The organism is Roseovarius sp. 10, assembly GCF_033100315.1.
GTDB lineage: Bacteria > Pseudomonadota > Alphaproteobacteria > Rhodobacterales > Rhodobacteraceae > M30B80.
Genome location: NZ_JAWLVH010000001.1, coordinates 201,183 through 223,831, shown reverse-complemented (window position 1 = coordinate 223,831; position 22,649 = coordinate 201,183). Strand labels below are relative to the sequence as shown.

Here is a 22,649-nt window from a genome sequence, read left to right as displayed (position 1 = left end):
GCTATAATATGTTAGCGCTAACTATGCCAGAGGGAAATCGCACTCAATGCGGGGCTACATTCGGCAAAAACACCTTTTCACCGCGATAAAGCAGCGAAATTCCCTTGTGGAAAAGGTGAATTTTCTCAGGTGCTGCACCCAGTCGCAGAACTTCCCCGCGCTTTGAGGGGTGAATCCCCGAAAGTTTTGCAATCACAGGATCATCGCCCGTGCTGCTTTTGCTGTCGAAATAGAGAAGCGTCACTTCGCCAAGCGCCTCGGTGATGCCGACACGCCCCTCAAAAGCGAAATCATCCCCTTCTGCGGCGACAAAATCTTCGGGACGGATGCCGATCTCAACCTTCATCCCTTCATCGCCCTTTTGGGTCGGGATGGCGGCTGTGATGATCCCGCCGCCTTGATCCGTGCGGATCTTGGTGGTTTTGCCTGTGCCAACCACCTCACCCGAGAGCAGGTTCATCGCGGGGCTGCCGATAAACCGCGCCACGAATGTGGAATTGGGCCGCTCGTAGAGATCAAGCGGCGCACCGACCTGCGCAATACCGCCACCTGCTAAGACCACGATACGGCTTGCCAAAGTCATGGCTTCAACCTGATCATGGGTCACATAGATCATGGTGGTTTCTGGCATCGCCTCTTTAAGCTGCGCGATCTCAAGGCGGGTCGCCACACGCAAAGCCGCATCTAGGTTCGACAGAGGCTCGTCAAAGAGGAACACTTTGGGGTCGCGCACAATGGCACGGCCAATTGCCACGCGCTGCCGCTGACCGCCTGACAATTCCTTGGGCAGGCGATCAAGCAAGCTGCCAAGCTGCAATTTCTCGGCAGCGGCGCGCACCGCCTTGTCAATGGCCTCTTTCCCCTGCCCTGCAATCCGCAGGGAAAAGGCCATATTATCATAGACGCTCATATGCGGATAAAGCGCGTAGGATTGGAACACCATCGCAATCCCACGTTGCGAGGGCGGCATATCATTGACGCGCATCCCGTCAATTTCCAACGTGCCGCCCGTGATCCGCTCTAGCCCCGCGATCATCCGCAACAGCGTGGATTTCCCGCAGCCAGAGGGGCCAACGAAAACAACCAATTCGCCCGTCTTGATCTCAAGATCAATGTCAGACAGCACCTTGACCTTCCCATAGGCCTTTTCCACGGCACTCAGTTTCAAATCGGTCATCTTCAGCCCCCCTTTTGAACAGCCTTGCCGCGCCTTAGCGGTTCTGCGCGCCAAACCATGCTTGATAGGCGGGCAAGGTTAACATGCCCCCCGCAACCGTTGCATGGAATGGTGCGGTAATATCGTCATACGCGCCCTCAGGCAGTGGCAGCTCGCGCGTCTCGCCACTTAGGTTGAACGCACAAAGGACCGCGCGCCCCTGATATCTGCGCCAGAACGCGACCACATCTTGCGTATGGGTGACAAATTCAAACTCCCCTTTGACCAATTCAGGCAAAGATTTCCGCAAAGCGATCATGTTGCGATAGAAGGCCAAAGTGCTGTCTTCAAGGCGGGTCTGCGCCTCGACCGAGCGCTGCAAATGCTCCACCGCGACAGGCAGCCATGGCTTGCTTTGGCTAAACCCGCCATTGTGATTGTCGCTGACCCATGGGATCGGCGTGCGACAGCCATCACGGCCCTTGAATTTTGGCCAAAAGCGGATGCCATAGGGATCCTGCAATTCTTCAAAGGCGACATAGGCCTCGGTCAGCCCCAATTCCTCGCCCTGATACAGGCAAACCGAACCGCGCAGCGACAACAAAAGCGCCGCAAAGACGCGCTGCCCTGCCTCATCCAAATTCCAACGGGTTGGATGGCGCACCACATCATGGTTGGAAAAGGCCCAACAGGCCCAACCATCGCCAATGCTGGCCTCTTGCTTTTCAATGACCGCGCCCACGGTTTCCGCGCTTGGCGTCTCCCCTGAGAGGAAGTCAAAGCTATAGCACATATGCACCTTATCACCGCCTGAGGTGTATTGTGACTGTATCTCAAGGCCATATTGCGCATCACCCACCTCGCCTACAGCGGTGGCAGCAGGATATTCGTCCATCACCGCGCGCATACGGCGCAAGAAATCCAAATTCTCGGGTTGGTTTTTGTCATAAAGGTGATCTTGCCAATTATAAGGGTTCACCTCAGGCGCGATGGTGAAATTCCGCCGCTCGGGCGCAAGCGCGGGGTTATCGCGCAGCAGCTTGTCATGGAAATAGAAATTGATCGTATCAAGGCGGAACCCATCAACCCCCCGATCCAACCAGAAGCGGCACACATCCAAAAGCGCATCCTGCACATCTGGATTATGCAGGTTCAAATCTGGCTGCTCGACAAGGAAATTGTGCAGGTAATATTGCATCCGCTCGGGCGACCATTCCCACGCGCTGCCGCCGAAAATAGACAACCAGTTATTGGGTGGGCTGCCATCTGGCTTGGCATCGGCCCACACATACCAATCCGCTTTTGGATTGTCGCGGGTTTCGCGGCTTTCGATAAACCAAGGATGCTGATCCGAGCTGTGCGACAGCACCAAATCAATCAGAACCTTCAGGCCCAGATTATGCGCCTTTTCAATCAACGCATCGAAATCACCCAATGTCCCGAACATCGGATCGACATCGCGGTAATCCGAGACATCATAGCCGAAATCAAGCATGGGGGATTTAAAGAATGGCGAGATCCAAATCGCGTCCACCCCAAGGCTTGCGATATGATCAAGGCGGTGAATGATCCCCGCCAGATCGCCAATCCCATCATCATTGCTGTCTTGATAGCTGCGCGGGTAGATCTGATAGATCACCGCACCACGCCACCAATCCTTATCAATGCCAAGGATATCGTTGGGGTTAATTTCAGGCATGATTGTCATTTATATCTCTCATTTTACAGAGCCAGCCAAAAGGCCGCGCACCAAGTAACGTTGTAAGGAAAAGAAAACCACCAAAGGCACCGCGATGGATACAAAGGCAGAGGTTGCCAATATTTCCCAATCGCCGCCGCGTGTGCCCATCATTTCGACCAATTGCCGCGTCATCACCGTGGTTTCACCCGAACTGTCGATCAAGAACACCATCGCGACCAAAAGGTCATTCCATGTCCAAAGAAATTGGAAAATCGCAAAGGACGCCAAGGCGGGAAAACTGAGCGGCAGGATAATGCGCGTGAAAATCTGAAACTCGGTCGCGCCATCCACGCGCGCGTTTTCAATCACCTCGCGCGGCAGGCCCACCATGTAATTGCGCAAAAGGTAAATAGCCAAGGGCAAACCAAAACCCGTATGCGCCAACCAAACACCCAAATAGCCTTTGCCAATACCGATATCATTATGCAGCTTCAGCAGTGGAATCAGCGCCAATTGCAGCGGCACAACCAACAACCCCACAACAGCCGCAATCAGCAGCGCCCGCCCTGGAAACTCCATCCACGCCAAGGCATAGGCCGCAAAAGCCGCGATCAAAATGGGAATAATCGTTGCAGGAATTGTCACCGTCAGCGTGTTGAAAAACGCCTTTGACATCCCCTCGCGGTTCGAAGGGTCGAACAGAACATTTTGATAATTGCCAAGGGTGAAATCAGGGGGGGCAGAAACAGTCACGAAAATCCGCGCACCGCGTCCCTCAATCTGATCCGCAGTGCCGCGCCATTCATAATCGCCGCGCGCCGTGACGGTCAGGGTTTCCCCCTCGCCCAGATCAGCGACCTCATCGGGTTGATAGGCGTCAATCGCGCGCGAGGATGCACCCCATACGGTGATCTCTCGGACGATCTCATCCAAGTTTGCGGCGGCCCCGCCCTCGACAAAAATATTGCCAGAAACGAGATAGAAACCATCGCCCAAATCCACCCGCGCCTCGTCAGGATCTGCGGTGCGATAGGTTTCGTTTTGCACCGCAGGAAACAGCGCAGCCCACCATCCCGAACTGCGGATTTGATCCGTTGTGCGGAAGGAAGACACCAATAGCCCCAGTGTCGGCAACACCCATACGATCACAAGGGCCAAGGCCGAAAAATGCACCGCCCATGACAGGCCCGATTTGCGCCCCGCAACATGATCCATCAGCGCATCTCCCGTCTGGCGTTATAGACGTTCCACACAAGGATCGGCAGCACCAAGATCATGATCACCATGGCAGCGGCCGAACCCACCCCCCAATCATTGGCGCGGAACAGTTTGTCATACATGTAATTCGCCAAAACTTGGGTTTCCCATTGTCCATTGGTCATCGCAAAAACGATGTCGAACACCTTGAGAACCACAATCGTAATGGTCGTCCAAACCACGACAATCGTGCCCGCGATTTGCGGCACTTTGATTTTGAAGAAAATTTGAAATGGGTTTGCCCCGTCCACGATGGCGGCCTCAATGGTTTCCTCAGGAATACCGCGCAAAGCCGCAGACAGGATCACCATGGCAAAGCCTGTCTGAATCCAAATCAAAACGATGATCAGGAAAATATTGTTCCAAAAGGGCACAGTCAGCCAAGTGATTGGGCTATCGCCGCCAAGCTGCAAATAAACGGCGTTAAGAATCCCGATCTGTGCCACATCCTCGGGGCGGGCATCATAGACCAATTTAAAAATCACCGCCGCGCCAACAAATGAAATCGCCATCGGCATAAAGATCAGGGATTTCGCGATATTCCCCCAACTGATCCGATCTGTCAGCTGCGCCGCCAACAAGCCAAAGGCAGTCGAGGCCGCAGGCACGATCAAAAGCCACAGGAAATTGTTGCGCAACGCCTCCCAAAACTTGGGGTCATCCGTCATGCGTGCGTAATTCTCAAGCCCAACAAAGGCGCCACCAAGGCTGCGGTCAGTCAAGGACAGACGCAAGGTCTCAAAGACGGGATAGGTCAAATAGAGCGCTAGCGCGAAAAGAGCGGGAAATAGAAAAAGCCATGGGCGTATCGCATTGGCGCGATTGATATTGCGCCCTGCATTTGCCCCGCGCGCAGGAAACAGCACGCGATCAAGAATTTGGTTCGAGAGGTAAAAATAACCCACGCAGCCCCCCACCCCGATCAGGATGGTCAATGCCGCTTGCATGATTGGTGACATGGGTGCCCTCCCCCGATGCGCACGAAAAATCCGCGCAAACACAGATAGGATCAGCCCGCGATACGCAGGCTGATCCAAAACCTAGCGCGATCTTATTTAATCGCGTCCCAGCTTTGCTGGATGGTGTCTGCTACAGCCGCCGCATCTGCGCCGCCTGCATAATCCACCATACCCGTCCAGAAGCTGCCTGCGCCAATCGCGCCGGGCATCAGGTCGGAGCCATCAAAACGGAAGGTCGTTGCGTTGAGCAAGATTTCCCCCTGACCGCGCAGTGTATCGGTTTCATATGTGGCCAAGTTCACGCCAGAATGGGGCGTCAAGAAGCCACCCTGCGCCATCATGATCTCATGGGCGACAGGTGTTTTGAGAAACTCGATAAACGCCATGGTCGCGTCAGATGGATCTGTGATTGCCATCAAAGTGCCGCCACCCAAAACTGGGCTGCCAAGGTCTTTTTCCGCGAATGCAGGGAAGTAGAAGAAATCAGCATCCTCGCCCACAACCGTGCCATCAGGGAAGAAGGCAGGAATAAAGCTGGCCTGACGATGCATGTAGCAGCCGGGAGGGGACTGGAACAAGCCCGCAGGGCTATCACGGAAATCGGTGGTTGCAACTGCGCCAGCGCCGCCCATCACATAGGCATCATTACGTGCGAATTGACCAAAGGTTTCGATCGCCTCAACAACGCGCGGGTCATTGAATGGGATCTCATTGGCAACCCATGCGTCATAGACATCAGGTGTCTGTGTGCGCAGCATCAGGTCTTCAACCCAGTCAGTCGCAGGCCAGCCTGTAGCGGCCCCAGAACCCAGACCAATACACCAAGGCGTGCCCCCATCTGCAACGATCTGGTCAGAAAGTGCGATCAACTCTTCCATGGTTGTTGGCACTTCGTAGCCTGCATCCTCGAAATTCTCTGGCACATACCACACCAAGGACTTCACGTTGACGTTGAAGAAGAAGCCATAGAACTGATCCGCGCCCGATTGATCGGCATATGTGCCCAGATCAACCCATGATGGGCCTGCTGCAAAATTCTCAGACACCCATGCGGCATTATCCGCGCCAAGCGGGGTCAAAAGACCATTGGCCGCCATATTGGCCGCAAGGCCAGGCTGAGGGAAAACCGCGATATTGGGGGCAGAGCCTGCCTCAGCGTCAATCACGATTTGCTGCTCAAAGCTATCCGACCCTGTATAGGTCGCATCCGCGCCTGTTGCCGCCTCGAAATAGGCCAAAAGCGCATCAAAGCGATCCGCCTCAGGCGAAAGCCAAGGGCCAGAAATCGTGACAGTCTGACCTGTCAAATCATGCGCCGCTGCGAATGCCTCGTAGCTGGCCCAATTGAAATCCCCCTCACCCACGGGGAACACCAAACCACCATGCGCGTCAGCCATCGCCATCCCTGAGGACAGCGCAAGGGCTGCGGCGCTTGCGTAAAACGAACGTTTCATAAGTAACCTCCCAGAACCGCACCCCCTGAGTGAGGATGCTTAGAACCTGCATTTCAAAACCTATTCCGCGATTCCGTCAAGAGTGTTTCAAAGCGCTTTGGAAAAGAAATGTCGTTAAATGCCCAAGACGCTGAAAGGACAAGAGAATTACAATATATTTGATTTTGCATTTGTTTTTCGCAGATACAGCGCGCCGCAATTTTAAAAATTTACTTTTGACAAGCCGCATAAAATTCGCCTAGCTGAGAAGAAATTTGAAAGCGCTTTGAAGGCAATCGTGTCGCGCCAGACGATGAAACGACCCAGCGCCATGCGCGACAAAGGAAGGAGGGAGGCGATGAATTTAAAAGAATTGGCATCATCGCTTGGGCTGTCTCAAACCACAGTCAGCCGTGCCTTGAATGGCTATCCCGAGGTGAACCCTGAAACCCGCGCCCGTGTCGAGGCTGCGGCGCGCGCGGCGAATTATCAACCCAATTCCCGCGCCCGCCGCTTAGCTACAGGGCGCGCGATGACCATCGGCCATGTGATCACGCATACGGGCGAAACTGAAATGGTAAACCCGATTTTTGCAGATTTTCTTGCAGGTGCAGGCGAGGTTTATGCCCGCGAAGGATATGACCTGCTTTTGTCTATCGTGCATGAGGGGGCCGCCGAACGCGCCTATCGCCAGATGGCAGCGAATGGCTCGGTTGATGGGGTGATGGTGCAAGGCCCCCGCCAAGAAGACCCGCGCATTGCGCTGCTACAGGAATTGGGGCTGCCGTTTTTGGTGCATGGCCGCACGGGGGATGCGCGTGGCTATAACTGGCTAGATATTGCCAATTTGCGGGCCTTTCGCCGTGCGACCGAATTCTTGTTGGATTTGGGGCATAGCCGCATCGCCCTGATCAATGGCCAAGAGGCGATGGATTTCGCCGCCCGCCGCCGCCGCGGATATGAAGAGGCGCTGCGCGCGCGCGGCATCACCCCTGACGCAAGCCTGATGTATGCCGATGTCATGACCGAAGGCTATGGCCACCGCGCCGCGGCACAATTGCTTGACCGGGAAAACCGCCCCACCGCCTTTTTGGTGTCATCGGTGATTTCTGCCATTGGGGTGCGCCAAGCGGCATGGGAGCGCGGGCTACAACTGGGCCGCGATGTCTCGATCATCACCCATGATGATGTGCTTTCCTATCTCAACAATGATGCCGAAGGCCCCGCATTTACCTCAACCCGCAGTTCAATTCGTTTGGCGGGGCGGCGCTGTGCAGAAATTTTGATCGAAAGGATCAAACAGCCTGACGCGCCCTTTGTGCATGAATTATGGGAGGCTGAATTGATGGTCGGGCGCTCGACTGGCCCTGCACCATAACGCCTGTCTCTGCCCGCACTGCTTTAACCCCGCTGCCGCATTTCAATGAGTTCTCTCACCATGACCACCCCCACCCTTCCCGCGCGGTCGGATTTTCCGCAAGATTTTCTGCTTGGTGTCGCCACATCGGCCTATCAAATCGAAGGCCACGCTCAGGGTGGCGCGGGCCAGACCCATTGGGATACATTCGCCGCTACGGGCAATAACGTCACCCGCGCTGAAAATGGCGCGCTTGCCTGCGATCACCTGAACCGATGGGAAGACGACCTTGACCTGATCCGTGATCTTGGCGCCGATATATATCGCTTCTCGCTGTCATGGGCGCGGATCATGCCCGAGGGGCGCGGCGTGGTGAATAAGGCGGGCTTGGATTTCTATGATCGTTTGATTGACGGGATGTTGGCGCGCGGGCTGCGCCCTGCAGCCACGCTGTATCATTGGGAATTGCCCTCGGCCCTCGCGGATCAAGGCGGTTGGGTGAATGGCGATATGCCAAACTGGTTTGCCGATTACACCGAGATTGTGATGGCACGCCTTGGCGACAGGCTGTGGTCGGTCGCCCCCATTAACGAGCCGTGGTGCGTCTCATGGCTATCGCATTTCGAGGGGCATCATGCGCCCGGTCTGCGCGATATTCGCGCCGCAGCCCGCGCTATGCACCATGTCCTCTCCTCGCATGGCCGCGCGATTGAGGTGATGCGCGCGCGTGGCATGTGCAATCTGGGTGCCGTGTGCAATTTTGAGGCCGCCCTGCCCGCCGATGAAAGCCCCGCATCAAAGGCCGCCGCCGCGCGTTACGATGCGATCTATAACCAATTCTTCCTGTCAGGCCTGTTTCATGGCCGCTATCCAGATCTGGTGCTTGAGGGGTTAGAGCAACATCTTCCCCAGAATTACCAAGACGATTTTGCCCATATCACCGCCCCGCTCGATTGGTTGGGGCTGAATTACTACACCTGCAAACGCCTGACCGCAGGATGTGGAATTTGGCCGAATTACCAAGGCGTTGAGGGGCCATTGCCCAAAACCCAAATGGGCTGGGAAGTTTACCCCGAGGGGTTGCATCTTTTCCTGACCCATACGGCGAAAACCTACACGGGCGACCTGCCGCTTTATGTGACCGAAAACGGCATGGCGAATGACGATACGCCCGAACAGCCAGATGTGGCGCGCATCACCTATCTTGATGCCCATATGCGCGCCTGTTTGCGCGCGATTGAGGATGGCGCACCTTTGAAAGGCTATATCGCGTGGTCGCTGATGGATAATTACGAATGGGCCTTTGGGTATGAAAAACGCTTTGGCCTTGTCCATGTTGATTTCGACAGCTTGCAAAGACGACCAAAAGCGTCTTATCACGCGCTCGCACAGGGCTGGCGCGCGGGCTAAATAAGGCAGGACAGGATGACATCTTCCCCCGATTTGGATTTGGTCGCAGATATCGGCGGCACCAACACCCGCGTGGCTTTGGCGCGCGCGGGCGTCATTGACCGCGACAGCATCCGCCGCTTTGCCAATAAAGACGCCGCTGATTTGCGCGAGATATTGGCGCAATTCATGGAGCAGGCGGGCCTCCGTTCTGGCGCGCTCTCGGGCATTTGCGTGGCCGCCGCAGGCCCCGTGCGCGATGGCGTGGCCAAAATGACCAATTTGGATTGGCATATTGACCGCGCGATGTTGGCTGATGTCTCGGGCGCATCACGCGTGGCTGTGCTCAATGATCTACAGGCGCAAGGCTATGCGATTGGCCATATTTCCGATACGGAATTGCGTGTAATCCTGCCCCATGATCCCGCCTCTGCCCATGCGGCGAAATTGGTCATCGGGCTTGGCACGGGGTTTAACGCCGCCGCCGTATTTGACGGGCCGCGGGGCCGCGTGGTGCCCCCTTCGGAATCGGGCCATATCACCCTGCCCACCCCTGATGACCAAACCCGCGATCTTGCCCGCTTCTTAGCCGAAAAGCATGGCTTCGCCGCAGTCGAGGAAGTTCTCTCGGGGCGTGGGATCAGCCATGTTCACGCCTTTTTGCACGGGATTGCTCAGCCCGCCCAACAGATCATGGATGCGCTTGAGCAAGATGATGCCAAGGCCCGCGCTACTGCTGCGCTCGTTGCACAGGTTCTGGGAAATGTCGCAGGGGATCTGGCCTTGGTGAACCTGCCTTTTGGTGGGGTCTATCTGATTGGCGGCGTCTCGCGCGCCCTTGCCCCCTATTTGATGCAATTCGGATTTGCCGAGGCCTTTGCGAATAAAGGCCGCTTTGGCCCGTTTATGGCGCAATTCGGGGTCAGTGTGGTGGAAGATGATTTTGCCGCGCTCACAGGCTGCGCGCAGGCCTTGATCGAGCTTTAGAACGCGCGGTCTTTCACGGCCTGCATAGAGACATGTGTCGAGGTTGAGGCGACATGCGGCAGGGCGGATATGACCTCGCCCAACACGCGGCGATAGGCGCCCATATCGCGGCAGCGCACCTTGACCAAATAATCAAACGCCCCCGCAATCATGTGGCATTCTTCGATTTCGGGCACGGCAATGGTGGCTTTGTTAAAGGCTGCCAATGCCGCCTCGCGCGTGTCGGACAATTTCACCTCAACAAAAGCCACATGTTCGCGGTCAAGCTTTACGGGATCAAGTTCCGCGCGGTAGCCACGAATATAGCCTTCCTGCTCAAGACGGCGCAGACGCACTTGGGTTGGGCTTTTCGACAGCCCCACGCGATCCGCCAATTCCGTGACGGAAATTCGGCCATCTTCTGAGACTTCCTTCAGAATCTTCCGATCAAACCCATCAATTTGCCCGCGTTCTGGCGATTTTGATACCATCAGACCCACCCTTTTCCTGTTTAATCAATTTATTTTCCCGCCAAACTACAAAGTCAAGGCGGATTTCCCGCCAATATCTTCGTATTGTAATTCATCTTCATTTTACCCGTGGTGTCCACATGACCGACCTTTCTGTGCTGCGCGATGCGATCCGTGACGATCACTTGGCCGATGAGGCTGCTATTCTCGACCGCTTAATAAAATCGCATGGCCCCGATCAGGCGACGCGCACAGCCGCTAAGGCGCGTGCAACCCGCTTGGTCACATCCATCCGCAATGACGCGGACGCAGGGTTGATGGAGGTGTTTTTGGCCGAATATGGCCTCTCAACCCGCGAAGGCATTGCACTGATGTGTTTGGCAGAGGCGTTGTTACGCGTGCCAGATGCGACCACGATTGATGCTTTGATCGAAGATAAAATTGCCCCTTCAGCCTGGGGCGAGCATTTGGGAAAATCCTCCTCCTCGCTTGTAAACGCATCCACTTGGGCGCTGATGCTGACGGGGCGCGTTTTGCAAGACGGCGAAGGCATGGATCGCGTGTTGCGCGGGGCCTTGCGCCGTTTGGGCGAACCTGTGATCCGCACAGCCGTGGCGCGCGCCATGCGCGAGATGGGGCGGCAATTCGTGTTGGGGCAAACCATGCCAGACGCGATGGCCCGCGCCGCCAAGCAAGAGGCAAAGGGATATAGCTATTCCTATGATATGTTGGGCGAGGCGGCGATGACCATGGCCGACGCGGATGCCTTTTTTGCCTCTTACAAAACGGCCATTGCCAAGATCACGCCGCGCTGTAACGCTGGGGATATCCGCAGCAACCCTGGAATTTCGATCAAACTCTCGGCGCTGCATCCGCGCTATGAGGTGGCACAAAAAGATCGTGTTATGTCCGAACTTGTGCCGCGCGTTTTGGAATTGGCCCTTAATGCGCGTCAGGGCGGGATGGGTCTTAACATTGATGCCGAAGAAGCAAATCGTCTTGATCTGTCGCTTGATGTAATTGAGGCGGTCTTGGCTGATCCACGCCTTGCAGGATGGGACGGGTTTGGTGTTGTGGTGCAGGGCTATGGCCTGCGTGCAGGCGCGGTGATTGACTGGCTTTACGCCCTTGCCACCAAACTTGATCGCAAGATCATGCTGCGTCTGGTCAAAGGCGCCTATTGGGACACCGAGGTGAAATTGGCGCAGGTTGAAGGGCTATCTGGCTTTCCTGTCTATACACGAAAATCCGCCACCGATGTGGCCTATCTGTGTTTGGCCAAAAAGCTGCTGGGTCTGACGGATCGCATCTATCCGCAATTTGCCACCCATAACGCCCATTCTGTGGCGGCCATTATCGAAATGGCAACAGACCCTACCCTTTTTGAATTCCAACGCCTGCATGGGATGGGCGAGGCGCTGCATGATCTGGTGCTGAAGGGTAACGCCACGCGCTGCCGCATCTATGCGCCTGTGGGGGCGCATAGGGATCTTTTGGCCTATCTCGTGCGCCGCTTATTGGAGAATGGCGCAAATTCTTCCTTCGTGAACCAAATCATGGATGAAAACACGCCACCTGAGGTGGTCGCAGCCTGCCCCTTTGAACGGCTCGAAGGCGCAGGGCCAAATCTTGCTGTGCGCCACCCAAGCGCGCTTTTTGCGCCCGAGCGCGCAAATTCACGCGGGTTCGACCTTAGCGATCCTGTCACCTTGGCCGAGCTAGACGCGGCGCGCGCGCCATTTCGAACGCATCAGTGGCAGGCAGGCCCTATTTTGGCCAAACCTGCGACAGGGGCCGATGACATCACCCAAACCTGCCCTGCCGATCCCACCGACATCGTGGGCCGTGTTACCGAGGCCGCCGCAGGTGATATCGAGACTGCACTGACATCTGCGCAGGCTTGGGACGCACCTGCCGCAGAACGCCGCGCCTGCCTTGAACGGGCCGCCGACCTTTATGAAGCGCATCATGCCGAATTATTTGCGCTTCTGGCCCGCGAGGCGGGCAAAAGCCCAGCCGATGCAGTGGCCGAACTGCGTGAGGCGGTGGATTTCTTACGCTACTACGCGGCCCATGCGCCGCTTTTGCAGCAGCCCGCGCGCGGGGTGTTTACCTGTATCAGCCCATGGAATTTCCCCTTGGCCATTTTCACAGGGCAAATCGCTGCCGCGCTTGCGGCGGGAAATGGCGTTTTGGCAAAGCCCGCTGAGACAACCACCCTCATCGGTGCGCGGGCCGTGGAATTGCTCCATGCCGCAGGCGTGCCACGTGGCGCCCTGCAATTTTTGCCAGGGCAAGGGGCCAAGGTCGGGGCGGCCCTTGTCAGCGATGCGCGTGTTGCGGGCGTGTGCTTTACGGGATCAACGGCAACTGCCCAAGGGATCAACCGCGCCATGGCGGCCCATCTGCACCCCGCAGCCCCTTTGATTGCAGAGACAGGCGGCCTGAATGCCATGATCGTGGACAGCACAACCCTGCCCGAACAGGCCGTGCGCGACATTGTCGCCTCGGCCTTTCAATCAGCGGGTCAGCGTTGCTCGGCCCTGCGGTTGCTCTATGTACAAGAAGATATCGCAGAGGGCCTGTTACAGATGTTGCAGGGCGCGATGGAGGAACTCTCCCTCTCCCACCCATGGAACATATCCTGCGATGTGGCCCCCGTGATCACGGCAAGCGCGGCGGCAGAGATCAATGCCTATGTCCAACAGGCCCAGAGAGAGGGGCGTTTGATCAAACAGATCACCCCGCCCAGCACGGGCCATTATGTGGGGCCTGCCTTGATCTCATTGCCCGGTGGGATCAACGACCTTGAGCGCGAAGTCTTTGGCCCTGTCTTGCATGTGGCCACTTATAAGGCCCGCGATCTTGCGCGGGTTGTGGCGGATGTGAATGCAAAGGGCTATGGCCTGACCTTTGGGATGCACAGCCGCATTGATGACCGCATCGCCGAGGTGGCGAGCCAGATCAAGGTTGGCAATCTCTACATCAACCGCAACCAAATCGGTGCCATTGTGGGCAGTCAGCCCTTTGGGGGCGAGGGTCTGTCTGGCACAGGGCCAAAGGCGGGCGGGCCGCACTATTTGCCGCGCTTTACGACCCCCGACCTCGCAGCAGAAGGCCCAATGGGCGATGCGCCCCCCTGTGATGAGGCCAAAGTGACCCGCGCCCTGGCAGCACTTGCGCACCCCTCTGACAGGCCCCTTTCCCAAACAGAAATGCCTGGGCCTACAGGTGAATCAAACCTCTTGTCACGCTATGCGCGCGGGCGGGTTCTGTGTCTTGGGCCAACGGCGGAAGCGGCCATGATGCAGGCGCAAATGGCCAAAGAGGCAGGCTGCACCGCCCTTGCGATTGCGCCCGGTGTTGGCGCGCATGGAGTTGAAGGGCTACTTCCTGCTGACATGCTGCGCAGTCTCACGGGGTTTGATGCCGTGATCTTATGGGCAGACCCCGAAGAGGCCCGCCCCTATCGCGCGGCTTTGGCTGCGCGCGAGGGCGCCTTGATCCCGCTGATTTGCGAGAGCGACCCTAAACCGCGCCTGATCCTTGAGCGGCATATCTGCATTGACACCACGGCGGCGGGCGGCAATGCGCGGCTTCTGGCAGCGGCAGGTGAGGCTTAGATCGCCAACCCCACGGCACGGCCAATTAGGGATGTGGCTACCATTGCCAACACGCCCCAGAACATAACACGGAATGCGGCGCGCCCTTTGGGGGCGCCGCCCGCCTGCGCACCAAGCGCCCCAAGCGTGCCAAGGGCCGCCAATGTGGCCGCCCCCACCCAAATCTCCACCTGATCATGCGGGGCCACGACCCCCATCAGCAACGGCACCAAAGCACCGCCTGCAAATGTCGCGGCAGACACCACCCCTGCCTCTACAGGCTTGGGCGGCGAAAGATCAGTCAGCCCAATCTCATCGCGCAAATGTGCGCCAAGCGCGTCTTTGCGGGTCAATTCGCGCGCCACCTCATCGGCCAACTGCTCCGACAAGCCGCGTTGACGATAGATCGCCGCCAATTCGGCCAATTCGCCCGCTGGGTTCAATTTCAACTCGCGCTTTTCGCGCTCGACATCGGCGCGCTCAACATCGGCTTGGCTTGAGACGGAAACATATTCCCCCGCTGCCATCGACATCGCCCCTGCAACCATGCCTGCAATCCCCGACAAGAGGATCGTGCCTTGATCCGCACCGCCCGCAGCAACCCCCACGATCAATGACGCTGTCGACAAAATCCCATCATTCGCCCCCATCACCGCCGCGCGCAACCATCCTGAGCGTTGCGACAAATGCGGTTCCTCATGGGCCGAGGGGACATTGTGGGTATCAGGTCGGTGTTCAGCCATAATTGGGCAATCCCATTTTTCCTGGGTTAAAAATATTTTGCGGATCAATCCCGCGCTTGATTGTGGCCATGACCTCCATCGCTTCTGGCCCCAATTCGCGGATCAGATAGGCGGCTTTGCCTTGGCCGATGCCATGCTCACCTGTGCAGGTGCCCTCCATCGCAATCGCCATATCATTCAGCCATGCAACAAACCCTTCGGCCATCTCAACCTCGGCAGGACTGTCCGTGTCGATCAACATCAGCACATGGAAATTTCCATCGCCCACATGGCCCACAACGGGGGCGATCATGCCCAATTCTGACGCACGCGTCTGTGCCTTTGTCACAGCCTCGGCCAGACGGCTGACGGGCACGCAAATATCGGTGGAAATCCCCTTTGCCCCAGGGCGCAGGGCCAAACCCGCCCAATAGGCATCATGGCGCGCTTGCCACAGTTGATTGCGCTCCTCCTCAAGGGTGGTTGCGGCAAAACCCGTGCCGCCAAAATCAGCTGCAATCTCGCCAAAACTTGCCGCATCCTCGGCCACGCCTGTCTCACTGCCATGAAATTCCAATAACAAAAGCGGCGTTTCTGGCAGGGCCAGTTTGGAATAACGATTAACGGCCTCAACCATCAGCTTGTCGAGCAATTCAATGCGCGCCACGGGCAATCCATATTGCACAGTCGCAATGACACATTCGCAGGCAGCCTCGACCGAAGGGAACGAACAGGTCGCCGCAGAAATGGCCGCAGGGATACCGCGCAGACGCAAGGTTAACTCGGTGATCAGGCCAAGCGTGCCTTCAGAGCCGATCATCAGATGGGTCAAATCATACCCTGCCGAAGATTTCCGCGCCCGCGCGGCGGTTTTTACAATCTCCCCCGATGGCAAAACCGCCTTCAGCCCAAGGATATTTTCCTTCATCGTGCCGTAGCGCACGGCATTCGTGCCGCTTGCCCCCGTGGCCGCCATACCGCCAAGCGTTGCATCTGCTCCTGGATCCACAGGAAAGAACAGCCCCGTGTCGCGCAAATGCGTGTTCAACGCCTTACGCGTGACACCTGGCTCAATCACGACATCCATATCCTCGGCACTGACCCGAAGAATGCGGTTCATCTGACTGAAATCAATACAAATTCCCCCTGCGGACGCATTCACATGCCCCTCAAGGGATGAGCCTGCCCCAAAGGGGATCACAGGCACATGATGACGCGCGCATAGACGCACAACATCTTGGACTTCCTCGGTCGATTGCACAAACACCACAGCATCAGGCGCTTGGGTGCGCAGCCATGTGGTGGTGTGGCCATGCTGTTCGCGCAAGGCGGCACTGGTCGCAAGCCGCGCCCCAAATTGCCCTGCAAGCGCCTCGATTACGGCGGCAATGCCATGCTCATTGCGCGGAAGATCTAAAATTTCAGCCATGGTGATGCACTTTCTCTGTTGCTGCCTTTATGTTTAGCGACAGCCGCATAGAAGAAAAAGGGGGCGCGCGCCCTCGGGGCTAAAGCCCGTAAAGGGCGCCAAATTTTTCCTCGAGATAGCGCAACAGCGGCTCAGGGGAGACAGGCCCACCGATTGCATCCTCAATCGTCTGGCGCGGCGGTTTCAGGCTGCCGTGGCGTTGCAATCTTTCGCGCAGCCAATCGGTTGCAGGGCGTGGATTGCCCTGTGCCAATGCCACATCCAAATTCGGCACATCCGCGCGCAAAGCCTGCATCAAGCAGCCAGCATAGACATTGCCAAGCGCGTAGGTGGGGAAATATCCAAACAGGCCCGCCGACCAATGCACATCTTGCAACACCCCGTGGCTGGGGCGATCCACGGCGAACCCAAAATCAGCCATAAAGCGATCATTCCATGCCGCCTCAAGATCACCCAGGGCCAGATCACCGCTGATCAATGCCTGCTCTAGATCAAACCGCAGCATGATATGCAGGTTATACTGCACCTCATCGGCCTCGGTGCGGATATAGCCTTTGGCAACTCGATTGATCGCCGCGTATAGCGCAGCGGGGCTATCAGTTGAAAGCCCACCAAAGGCCGTCTGCATCTGCCCATAAAGCCATGTCACAAAAGGCAGGGACCGACCAAGTTGATTTTCATAAATGCGGCTTTGGCTTTCATGCACCCCCATCGAGGCGCCCTGCCCCAATGCGGTCAAATGATAGAGCGGATCTATGTTTTGCTCGTAGCAGGCATGGCCCACTTCGTGAATGGTCGAATAAAGCGCATTAAACGGGTCATCCCGCGCCACCCGCGTGGTGATGCGACTGTCACTGCCTGAGCCAGAAGAAAAGGGGTGAACGGCAAGATCAATCCGCCCTTTATCGAGATCATAGCCAAAGGCCAAAGCAATCTCGCGCGTCAGGGCAAGCTGCGCCGCCTCGTCAAAATCACCCGATATCGCCGCAGGCATCGGCTTTTCAAGGATCGCCGCGCGCAAAGCCACAAGGCGCGGGCGCATCGCATCAAACAGGGCCGCGATTTCGCTGGCGCGCATCTCAGGTTCGTAATCGTTCAACAGCGCATCGTAAAGGGCCGCACCACGCGTCTCGCCTGACAGACAGGCAGCCTCTTCGCGGCGCAGGGCGATGAGTTGCTCAAGAACCGGTAGAAATCCCGCAACATCATCTTCGGCGCGGGCCTTGGCCCAGACCCCATGGGCGAGCGAGGCCGTCCGCGCCAATTCCGCCGCCAAACGCGCAGGGATTTTTGTAGCACGCTGATATGACCGCGAGATCAGCCGCAAAGAGGATGCTTCAAAATCCGTTTCAGCCTGTGCGGTTTCCAGCAGTTCGCCAAGTGCAGGGTCAGTGCGGCGGGCGTGCAGAACCCCCTCCATCGCTGCGATTTCCTCGGCGCGCAGTGCCGCTGCACCTTTGGGCATCATGGTTTCTTGATCCCAATGCAACCGCCCCGCGACCTGCTCAAGCGCGGCGGTTTGCGCTGCATGCGCCAAAAGATCCCCCATCGCGCTCATGCGGCTGCCCCACGCAAGGATTGCTCAGGCGGATAAATCGCAAGGAAGCGCGCGCGCAAAATCAAGACGACCAAGGCCACCGCGCCAAGCTGATGGGTCAACCCAAGGGCAATTGGCGCAGAATGCATCACCGTTACGATCCCGATCACCACCTGACCAAACAGCATCACCGCCATCCACGCATAGGATTGGCGCACCAGCGCATTGCCCGATTTGCGCCCTTTGAGCCAAACCGCAATCCCATAGGCAAAGACCAGATAGCCCAGCATCCGATGGATGAATTGGACGGTGCCATCATTTTCGAACAGATTGCGATACCAAGGGTCAATCGCCCACATATCAGGCGGGGTGAACCCGCCCGCCATCAAAGGCCAATCAATATAATTGCGCCCTGCATCGATCCCCGCGACCAAAGCCCCAACCAAGACTTGCAAAAAGGTGAGATGCAAAAGCCCCGTGGTCATACCAAAAAGGCGCTTATCGCCCGCACGCCGCGCCGCCAATAACGCGGGCGCAGGTCGGCTGAGCTGCAAAATAAACCATGTGATAAGGGCAAGGATGAAGAACGCGACACCCAAATGTGTCGCCAATCGATAGGAGGCAACATCAAACATGCCAGGCGCAAGACCTGAATAGACCATCCACCATCCGATGGCCCCTTGCAGACCACCAAGCGCCCCAAGCGCCACGATTTTTGGAACCCACCCTCTGATCAGATTGCCAGAGAGCGCAAGCGCGGCAAACCCAAGGGCCCAAACAAGACCGATTGCGCGCCCCCATTGACGATGGCCCCATTCCCACCAGAAAATATACTTAAACTCGGCCATCGACATGCCGCGATTTTGCTGTTGGTATTCGGTTGTCTGCTGATAGGCGGTGAATTGCTCTTGCCACTGGTCATCACTGAGCGGCGGAATGGCCCCCGAAATCGGCGCCCATTCAACGATAGACAACCCTGAATCGGTCAGGCGCGTCATGCCCCCAATGGCAATCATTGCCGCAACCATCACAAAGAGAACCGCCAAATAGGCCCGCATCCATCTGCGCGCCGCGCCCGTGTCGCGGGAAATCCCCGAAGGGTTCGGGCCTGTTTTCCCCGCCCCAGAGGGCCCTTTGCCGGATTGGTCGACCTCTTCGAAAATATTGCGGCTCATGGCGCGGCCCCTTCTCGATCTTCATTTGGCAAAAGACCTAGCGCCTTGGCAAAGGCTTCGCAAGAATGCGCGGCAGTTTGGCGCTAGGGCCGATCGCGCCAACGCTGCATCTGTCGCAAAATGCCGTGAAACAGCTGAACATCGGCCCGCGTCAGGGGCAGACGCCCCCACAGATTGCGCAAGACCAGCTTCATGCCTGCGGCCTTTGTTTCAGGAAAGAAATAGCCCATTTCATCAAGCTTTTCTTCGTAGTGATCCGCCAGTTTTTCCACCTCAATCGCGGTGGCAAAATCGCTGCGGGCAAATTCCATGCGCATTTCCACCACCTCGGTGGTTTGGCGGCGCCACTCATAAGCGCAGAGCAGCACAGATTGCGCCAGATTGAGCGATGGAAAATCAGGGTTCACGGGCACAGTTATAATCGCATCAGCCCGCGCGATATCGTCATTTTCCAAACCTGCGCGCTCGGGGCCAAAGATCACCGCAACCTTGCCGCCCGCGGCATGGATGGCCCGCGCCTGCGCCATCGCCGCCTCGGGGCTAAGGATGGGTTTGGTCAGGCCCCGTTCGCGGGCAGTGGTCACAAACACATGGGTGCAATCGCCAATCGCCTCGGGCGTTGTCTCCACCACCAAAGCAGGATCAAGCACCACGCCTGCGGCGCCACTGGCCAAGGCCACCGCGCGTTCATTCGGCCACCCATCGCGCGGGGCCACAAGGCGCATATGGTTCAGGCCGAAATTCCACATCGCCCGTGCCGCCGCGCCGATATTCTCACCCATCTGCGGGCGCACAAGCACGAAACAGGGCATTGGATGGGCGGTTGCGGGAATTTGGCTATCGTCACTCATGATCCTGCCATAGCGCGCGGCGGCATTCTTGCCAAGCGCCCCATTGCTGAACACGAAGCAAACCATTAGGAACAAACAAAGACTGACAAGAGGCAGCCCTATGTCCGACATGGATATTCCACAGATTTACCTTGTGACCCCGCCAAATTTCGAACTGACGGGCTTTGGCGCACAGCTTGCGGCAGTTTTGGATGCCTATCCTATCGCCTGCCTGCGCCTTGCTCTGGCAAGCCGTGATGAAGATGACCTCGCGCGCGCGGCAGATCACTTGCGCGAAATTGCCCATGCCCGCGACATCCCCTTGGTGATGTCAGAACATATCAAACTGGTCGAACGCTTGGGGCTTGATGGCGTGCATCTCTTGGATGGGTCGCGCAGCACCCGCAAAACCCGTGCGGATCTTGGCGGCGATGCAATCATCGGCTGCTTCTGTGCCAATTCCCGCCATGATGGGATGAATGCAGGGGAAATGGGGGCGGATTACATCAGTTTCGGCCCTGTTGGCGACACAAGCCTTGGCGATGGCAGCCGCGCCGAAGACGATCTTTTCGCATGGTGGAGCCAGATGATCGAACTGCCAGTCGTGGCCGAAGGCGCGCTGACGCTTACAGATATCGAACGCCTTGCGCCGATCACGGATTTCTTCGCCATCGGTGAGGAAATTTGGCGCAAAGACGACCCTGTGGCAGCCCTTAAGACGCTTCTGTCCCCTCTGGGCTGAGGGCCTGAGCAAGCCCTGCACGCACGGCCGTTTCGGCGGCCTGCGCCAGTGCCTTGCGCGATGCAAACTGTGAGACGCGCAAAGGCGCGTGATAGATGACTGTGACATGGCCATTTTTGCGGACAGATAGCACCCGCATCAGACCCGCACCAAAGGATTGATCCCCCCACCACCCGTAAAAGGCGGGATTTTCGCCTGCGGGGGCGTGATAGGCGATGGTGACGGGCTGAACAGTGATATCCCGTGGCAGATCAGCCGCAAAAAACGCCTCAAACAGGCTTGAGCGGAAGGGTAAAACGCGCAACCCATCGGTGGATGTGCCTTCTGGAAAAAACACCAAACGCTCGGCGCCCTCTGTAAGGCGCATATGCAACAGGCGATTTTGATCTTTTGCCGCCATGCGCCGCCGCTCGATGAAAACGGTGCCTGCTGCGCGCGCCAAAATCCCAATACCCGCCCAAGCGCGCACTTCGGATTTCGCCACGAATACCACAGGCCCGCCCGAATTGAGCGGGAAAATATCAAGCCAAGACACATGATTGGCGACAATCGCGCCCGCAGCTTGTGCGGCATTTCCTTTGCGCGTCACCTTGAGGCCCAAAATCATACAGACAAAGGCGCAGACGATTTGCGTGATCCGCGCAGTTAGAGGGCGGCGCAAAGGCCCCGCTATGACGCGCTCTGGCACGCGGCACAAAAGCAGGGTCAAAAAGCCAAATCCAATGACCAGAATGATCGCTGCCCCGCGCAGACAAGCGCGCAGAAGACCCAAAACCCCAACAGATGCGGGCGTGACCTGAGGGGCGCCATCCCAGCGCATGGGCCTATATCCCCCGACCCCGCGCATAGAGCGCGCGGTGTTTTTCCGACATCAGGGCCGTATCAAGGATCAAACAAATATCCGTGCAATTAAAGGCGTGATCGACAAAGGCCCCCTGCCCAACTGCACCGCCAAGGCGCAGATAGGCCTTGATCAACGCGGGCAGCGCACGCGTGGCAGCCGTGCGCTCAAGCGCGTCTTCGGCAATGAGGTTCATGTCCTGATAACCCGCTGCCCGCGCCTTTGGGCGCAGCCCCTCAGGCGCAAGATGGCGGTGATGCAGCAGCGACAGAGGCGCGGCCAATTCGGCCACATCAGTGCCATGCAGTGACGCCACACCAAATAAAATTTCAATCTCATGGGTCACGATATAATCAGCCAGCCCATTCCATAAATGCATCAGCGCCGTGCCCCCGCGATAATCGGCATGCACGCAAGACCGCCCCAATTCCAGCAAACGCCGACCCGAAGATTTGAGCGGCGCGAGATCATATTCGTCCTCGGAATAGAATTGACCTGCGGCTTTGGCCCCGTGCTCCTGCATCACGCGGTAAACGCCCACAACTTGCTCGCCCACAGCGCGGCGATGATCCAGAAGCATGAGATGATCAAAAAATGGGTCAAAGCGATCTGCCTCAAGCCGCGCCTCGTGATCCACCAAGGCCCCATCAGCGCCCAATTCCGCCACGAATACCTCATAGCGCAGGCGCTGTGCCGCGCGAATATCCTCTGGGCTTGAGGCCAATCGCAGCTCAAAATGCGGCTCTTGCGACACCATAAGGCGGGCTTTCCTGTCTTGGCTGTGCCTTTCGCGCCGCAATTTTGCGGCCTTTGGGGCAAATGCGTTTATCTGTGCAGCGCGATGCGCCTTTCCAAGATACGATCTTCGTTATGCAGAATTAGGGTATTGTTAACCATCATTCCAGTAGACCGAACCCTTAAGCGCCCCATTCGGGCAGCAATGTCACATGGCGGGAGTCGATCACTTGTTTGCCTTGATGCTCGAAATTGACGGTCACCTTGCCGCCAATATTGGATTGCACCTGTCCCAACCCCCAATCGGGTTGCGCAGGGTTGCGCACCAACATTCCAGGCTCAAGCAGCGCATTCAACTCTTCGGTCAT

19 protein-coding genes are annotated in these 22,649 nt (G+C 57.3%); 5 read left to right on the top strand and 14 right to left on the bottom strand.

The window, feature by feature from the left end; all coding sequences use genetic code 11:
• Nucleotides 1-43: 43 nt before the first annotated feature.
• The 5 genes from RYZ18_RS01050 to RYZ18_RS01030 form a co-directional block, all read right to left on the bottom strand.
• Entirely contained in the window at nucleotides 44-1,177 is a 1,134-nt protein-coding gene (locus tag RYZ18_RS01050; protein WP_317654517.1) for an ABC transporter ATP-binding protein, read from the bottom strand.
• A gap of 34 nt (nucleotides 1,178-1,211) precedes the next feature.
• Nucleotides 1,212-2,864, bottom strand: coding sequence for an alpha-amylase family glycosyl hydrolase (locus tag RYZ18_RS01045; protein ID WP_317654515.1), 1,653 nt, complete (start codon nucleotides 2,862-2,864; stop codon nucleotides 1,212-1,214).
• A 9-nt stretch (nucleotides 2,865-2,873) separates the two neighbouring features.
• Nucleotides 2,874-4,052 (bottom strand): carbohydrate ABC transporter permease, encoded by a 1,179-nt coding sequence (locus tag RYZ18_RS01040; RefSeq protein WP_317654514.1) that lies wholly within the window; start codon nucleotides 4,050-4,052, stop codon nucleotides 2,874-2,876.
• On the bottom strand, nucleotides 4,052-5,053 hold the full coding sequence (locus RYZ18_RS01035) for a carbohydrate ABC transporter permease (RefSeq protein WP_317654513.1): 1,002 nt from the start codon (nucleotides 5,051-5,053) through the stop codon (nucleotides 4,052-4,054). The genes RYZ18_RS01040 and RYZ18_RS01035 overlap by 1 nt, the downstream gene beginning before the upstream one ends.
• Nucleotides 5,054-5,145: 92 nt before the next feature.
• Nucleotides 5,146-6,507, bottom strand: coding sequence for an ABC transporter substrate-binding protein (locus tag RYZ18_RS01030; protein WP_317654512.1), 1,362 nt, complete (start codon nucleotides 6,505-6,507; stop codon nucleotides 5,146-5,148).
• Between the two features lie 337 nt (nucleotides 6,508-6,844).
• On the opposite strand from RYZ18_RS01030, the gene RYZ18_RS01025 reads away from it, so the two are divergent.
• Genes RYZ18_RS01025 through RYZ18_RS01015 form a run of 3 tightly spaced genes read left to right on the top strand, consistent with a single transcriptional unit; the run spans nucleotide 6,845 to nucleotide 10,219 of the window.
• The gene (locus RYZ18_RS01025; RefSeq protein ID WP_317654510.1) at nucleotides 6,845-7,864 is read left to right on the top strand and encodes a substrate-binding domain-containing protein; all 1,020 of its coding nucleotides are present in this window, start codon (nucleotides 6,845-6,847) and stop codon (nucleotides 7,862-7,864) included.
• Nucleotides 7,865-7,924: 60 nt separating this feature from the next.
• Nucleotides 7,925-9,253 (top strand): GH1 family beta-glucosidase, encoded by a 1,329-nt coding sequence (locus tag RYZ18_RS01020; protein ID WP_317654509.1) that lies wholly within the window; start codon nucleotides 7,925-7,927, stop codon nucleotides 9,251-9,253.
• 15 nt (nucleotides 9,254-9,268) lie between these two features.
• Nucleotides 9,269-10,219, top strand: a complete 951-nt coding sequence (locus RYZ18_RS01015; RefSeq protein WP_317654508.1) for an ROK family protein — start codon at nucleotides 9,269-9,271, stop codon at nucleotides 10,217-10,219.
• Here the strand turns inward: RYZ18_RS01015 and RYZ18_RS01010 are convergent.
• Nucleotides 10,216-10,689, bottom strand: a complete 474-nt coding sequence (locus RYZ18_RS01010) for an Lrp/AsnC family transcriptional regulator (protein WP_317654506.1) — start codon at nucleotides 10,687-10,689, stop codon at nucleotides 10,216-10,218. The two genes, RYZ18_RS01015 and RYZ18_RS01010, sit on opposite strands and share 4 nt — an antisense overlap.
• Before the next feature lie 119 nt (nucleotides 10,690-10,808).
• Here RYZ18_RS01010 and putA point away from each other — a divergent pair, with 119 nt between their 5' ends.
• Nucleotides 10,809-14,291 carry a bifunctional proline dehydrogenase/L-glutamate gamma-semialdehyde dehydrogenase PutA gene (putA, locus tag RYZ18_RS01005; RefSeq protein WP_317654504.1) on the top strand — a complete coding sequence of 1,161 codons (3,483 nt, stop codon included), beginning with the start codon at nucleotides 10,809-10,811 and terminating at the stop codon, nucleotides 14,289-14,291.
• Here putA and RYZ18_RS01000 read toward each other — a convergent pair.
• From RYZ18_RS01000 to RYZ18_RS00980, 5 genes are all read right to left on the bottom strand, one after another.
• Nucleotides 14,288-15,013 carry a VIT family protein gene (locus RYZ18_RS01000; protein WP_317654503.1) on the bottom strand — a complete coding sequence of 242 codons (726 nt, stop codon included), beginning with the start codon at nucleotides 15,011-15,013 and terminating at the stop codon, nucleotides 14,288-14,290. The two genes, putA and RYZ18_RS01000, sit on opposite strands and share 4 nt — an antisense overlap.
• Nucleotides 15,006-16,421: an FAD-binding oxidoreductase gene (locus tag RYZ18_RS00995; protein ID WP_317654501.1), complete on the bottom strand. Its 1,416-nt coding sequence runs from the start codon at nucleotides 16,419-16,421 to the stop codon at nucleotides 15,006-15,008. The genes RYZ18_RS01000 and RYZ18_RS00995 overlap by 8 nt, the downstream gene beginning before the upstream one ends.
• 79 nt (nucleotides 16,422-16,500) lie before the next feature.
• Nucleotides 16,501-17,979, bottom strand: a complete 1,479-nt coding sequence (locus RYZ18_RS00990) for a carboxypeptidase M32 (protein WP_317654499.1) — start codon at nucleotides 17,977-17,979, stop codon at nucleotides 16,501-16,503.
• Nucleotides 17,976-19,133 (bottom strand): heme A synthase, encoded by a 1,158-nt coding sequence (gene ctaA, locus RYZ18_RS00985; protein ID WP_317654498.1) that lies wholly within the window; start codon nucleotides 19,131-19,133, stop codon nucleotides 17,976-17,978. Before ctaA ends, RYZ18_RS00990 begins: the two co-directional genes overlap by 4 nt.
• An 83-nt stretch (nucleotides 19,134-19,216) precedes the next feature.
• Nucleotides 19,217-19,984, bottom strand: a complete 768-nt coding sequence (locus tag RYZ18_RS00980; RefSeq protein ID WP_317655779.1) for an RNA methyltransferase — start codon at nucleotides 19,982-19,984, stop codon at nucleotides 19,217-19,219.
• Between the two features lie 100 nt (nucleotides 19,985-20,084).
• Here RYZ18_RS00980 and RYZ18_RS00975 point away from each other — a divergent pair, with 100 nt between their 5' ends.
• Nucleotides 20,085-20,705 carry a thiamine phosphate synthase gene (locus tag RYZ18_RS00975; RefSeq protein ID WP_317654496.1) on the top strand — a complete coding sequence of 207 codons (621 nt, stop codon included), beginning with the start codon at nucleotides 20,085-20,087 and terminating at the stop codon, nucleotides 20,703-20,705.
• Here the strand turns inward: RYZ18_RS00975 and RYZ18_RS00970 are convergent.
• The 3 genes from RYZ18_RS00970 to RYZ18_RS00960 form a co-directional block, all read right to left on the bottom strand.
• Nucleotides 20,677-21,525, bottom strand: coding sequence for a lysophospholipid acyltransferase family protein (locus tag RYZ18_RS00970; protein ID WP_317654494.1), 849 nt, complete (start codon nucleotides 21,523-21,525; stop codon nucleotides 20,677-20,679). The genes RYZ18_RS00975 and RYZ18_RS00970 overlap by 29 nt on opposite strands.
• Nucleotides 21,526-21,529: 4 nt before the next feature.
• Entirely contained in the window at nucleotides 21,530-22,303 is a 774-nt protein-coding gene (locus RYZ18_RS00965) for a GNAT family N-acetyltransferase (RefSeq protein ID WP_317654493.1), read from the bottom strand.
• Between the two features lie 160 nt (nucleotides 22,304-22,463).
• Nucleotides 22,464-22,649: a DUF3553 domain-containing protein gene (locus tag RYZ18_RS00960; protein ID WP_317654491.1), complete on the bottom strand. Its 186-nt coding sequence runs from the start codon at nucleotides 22,647-22,649 to the stop codon at nucleotides 22,464-22,466.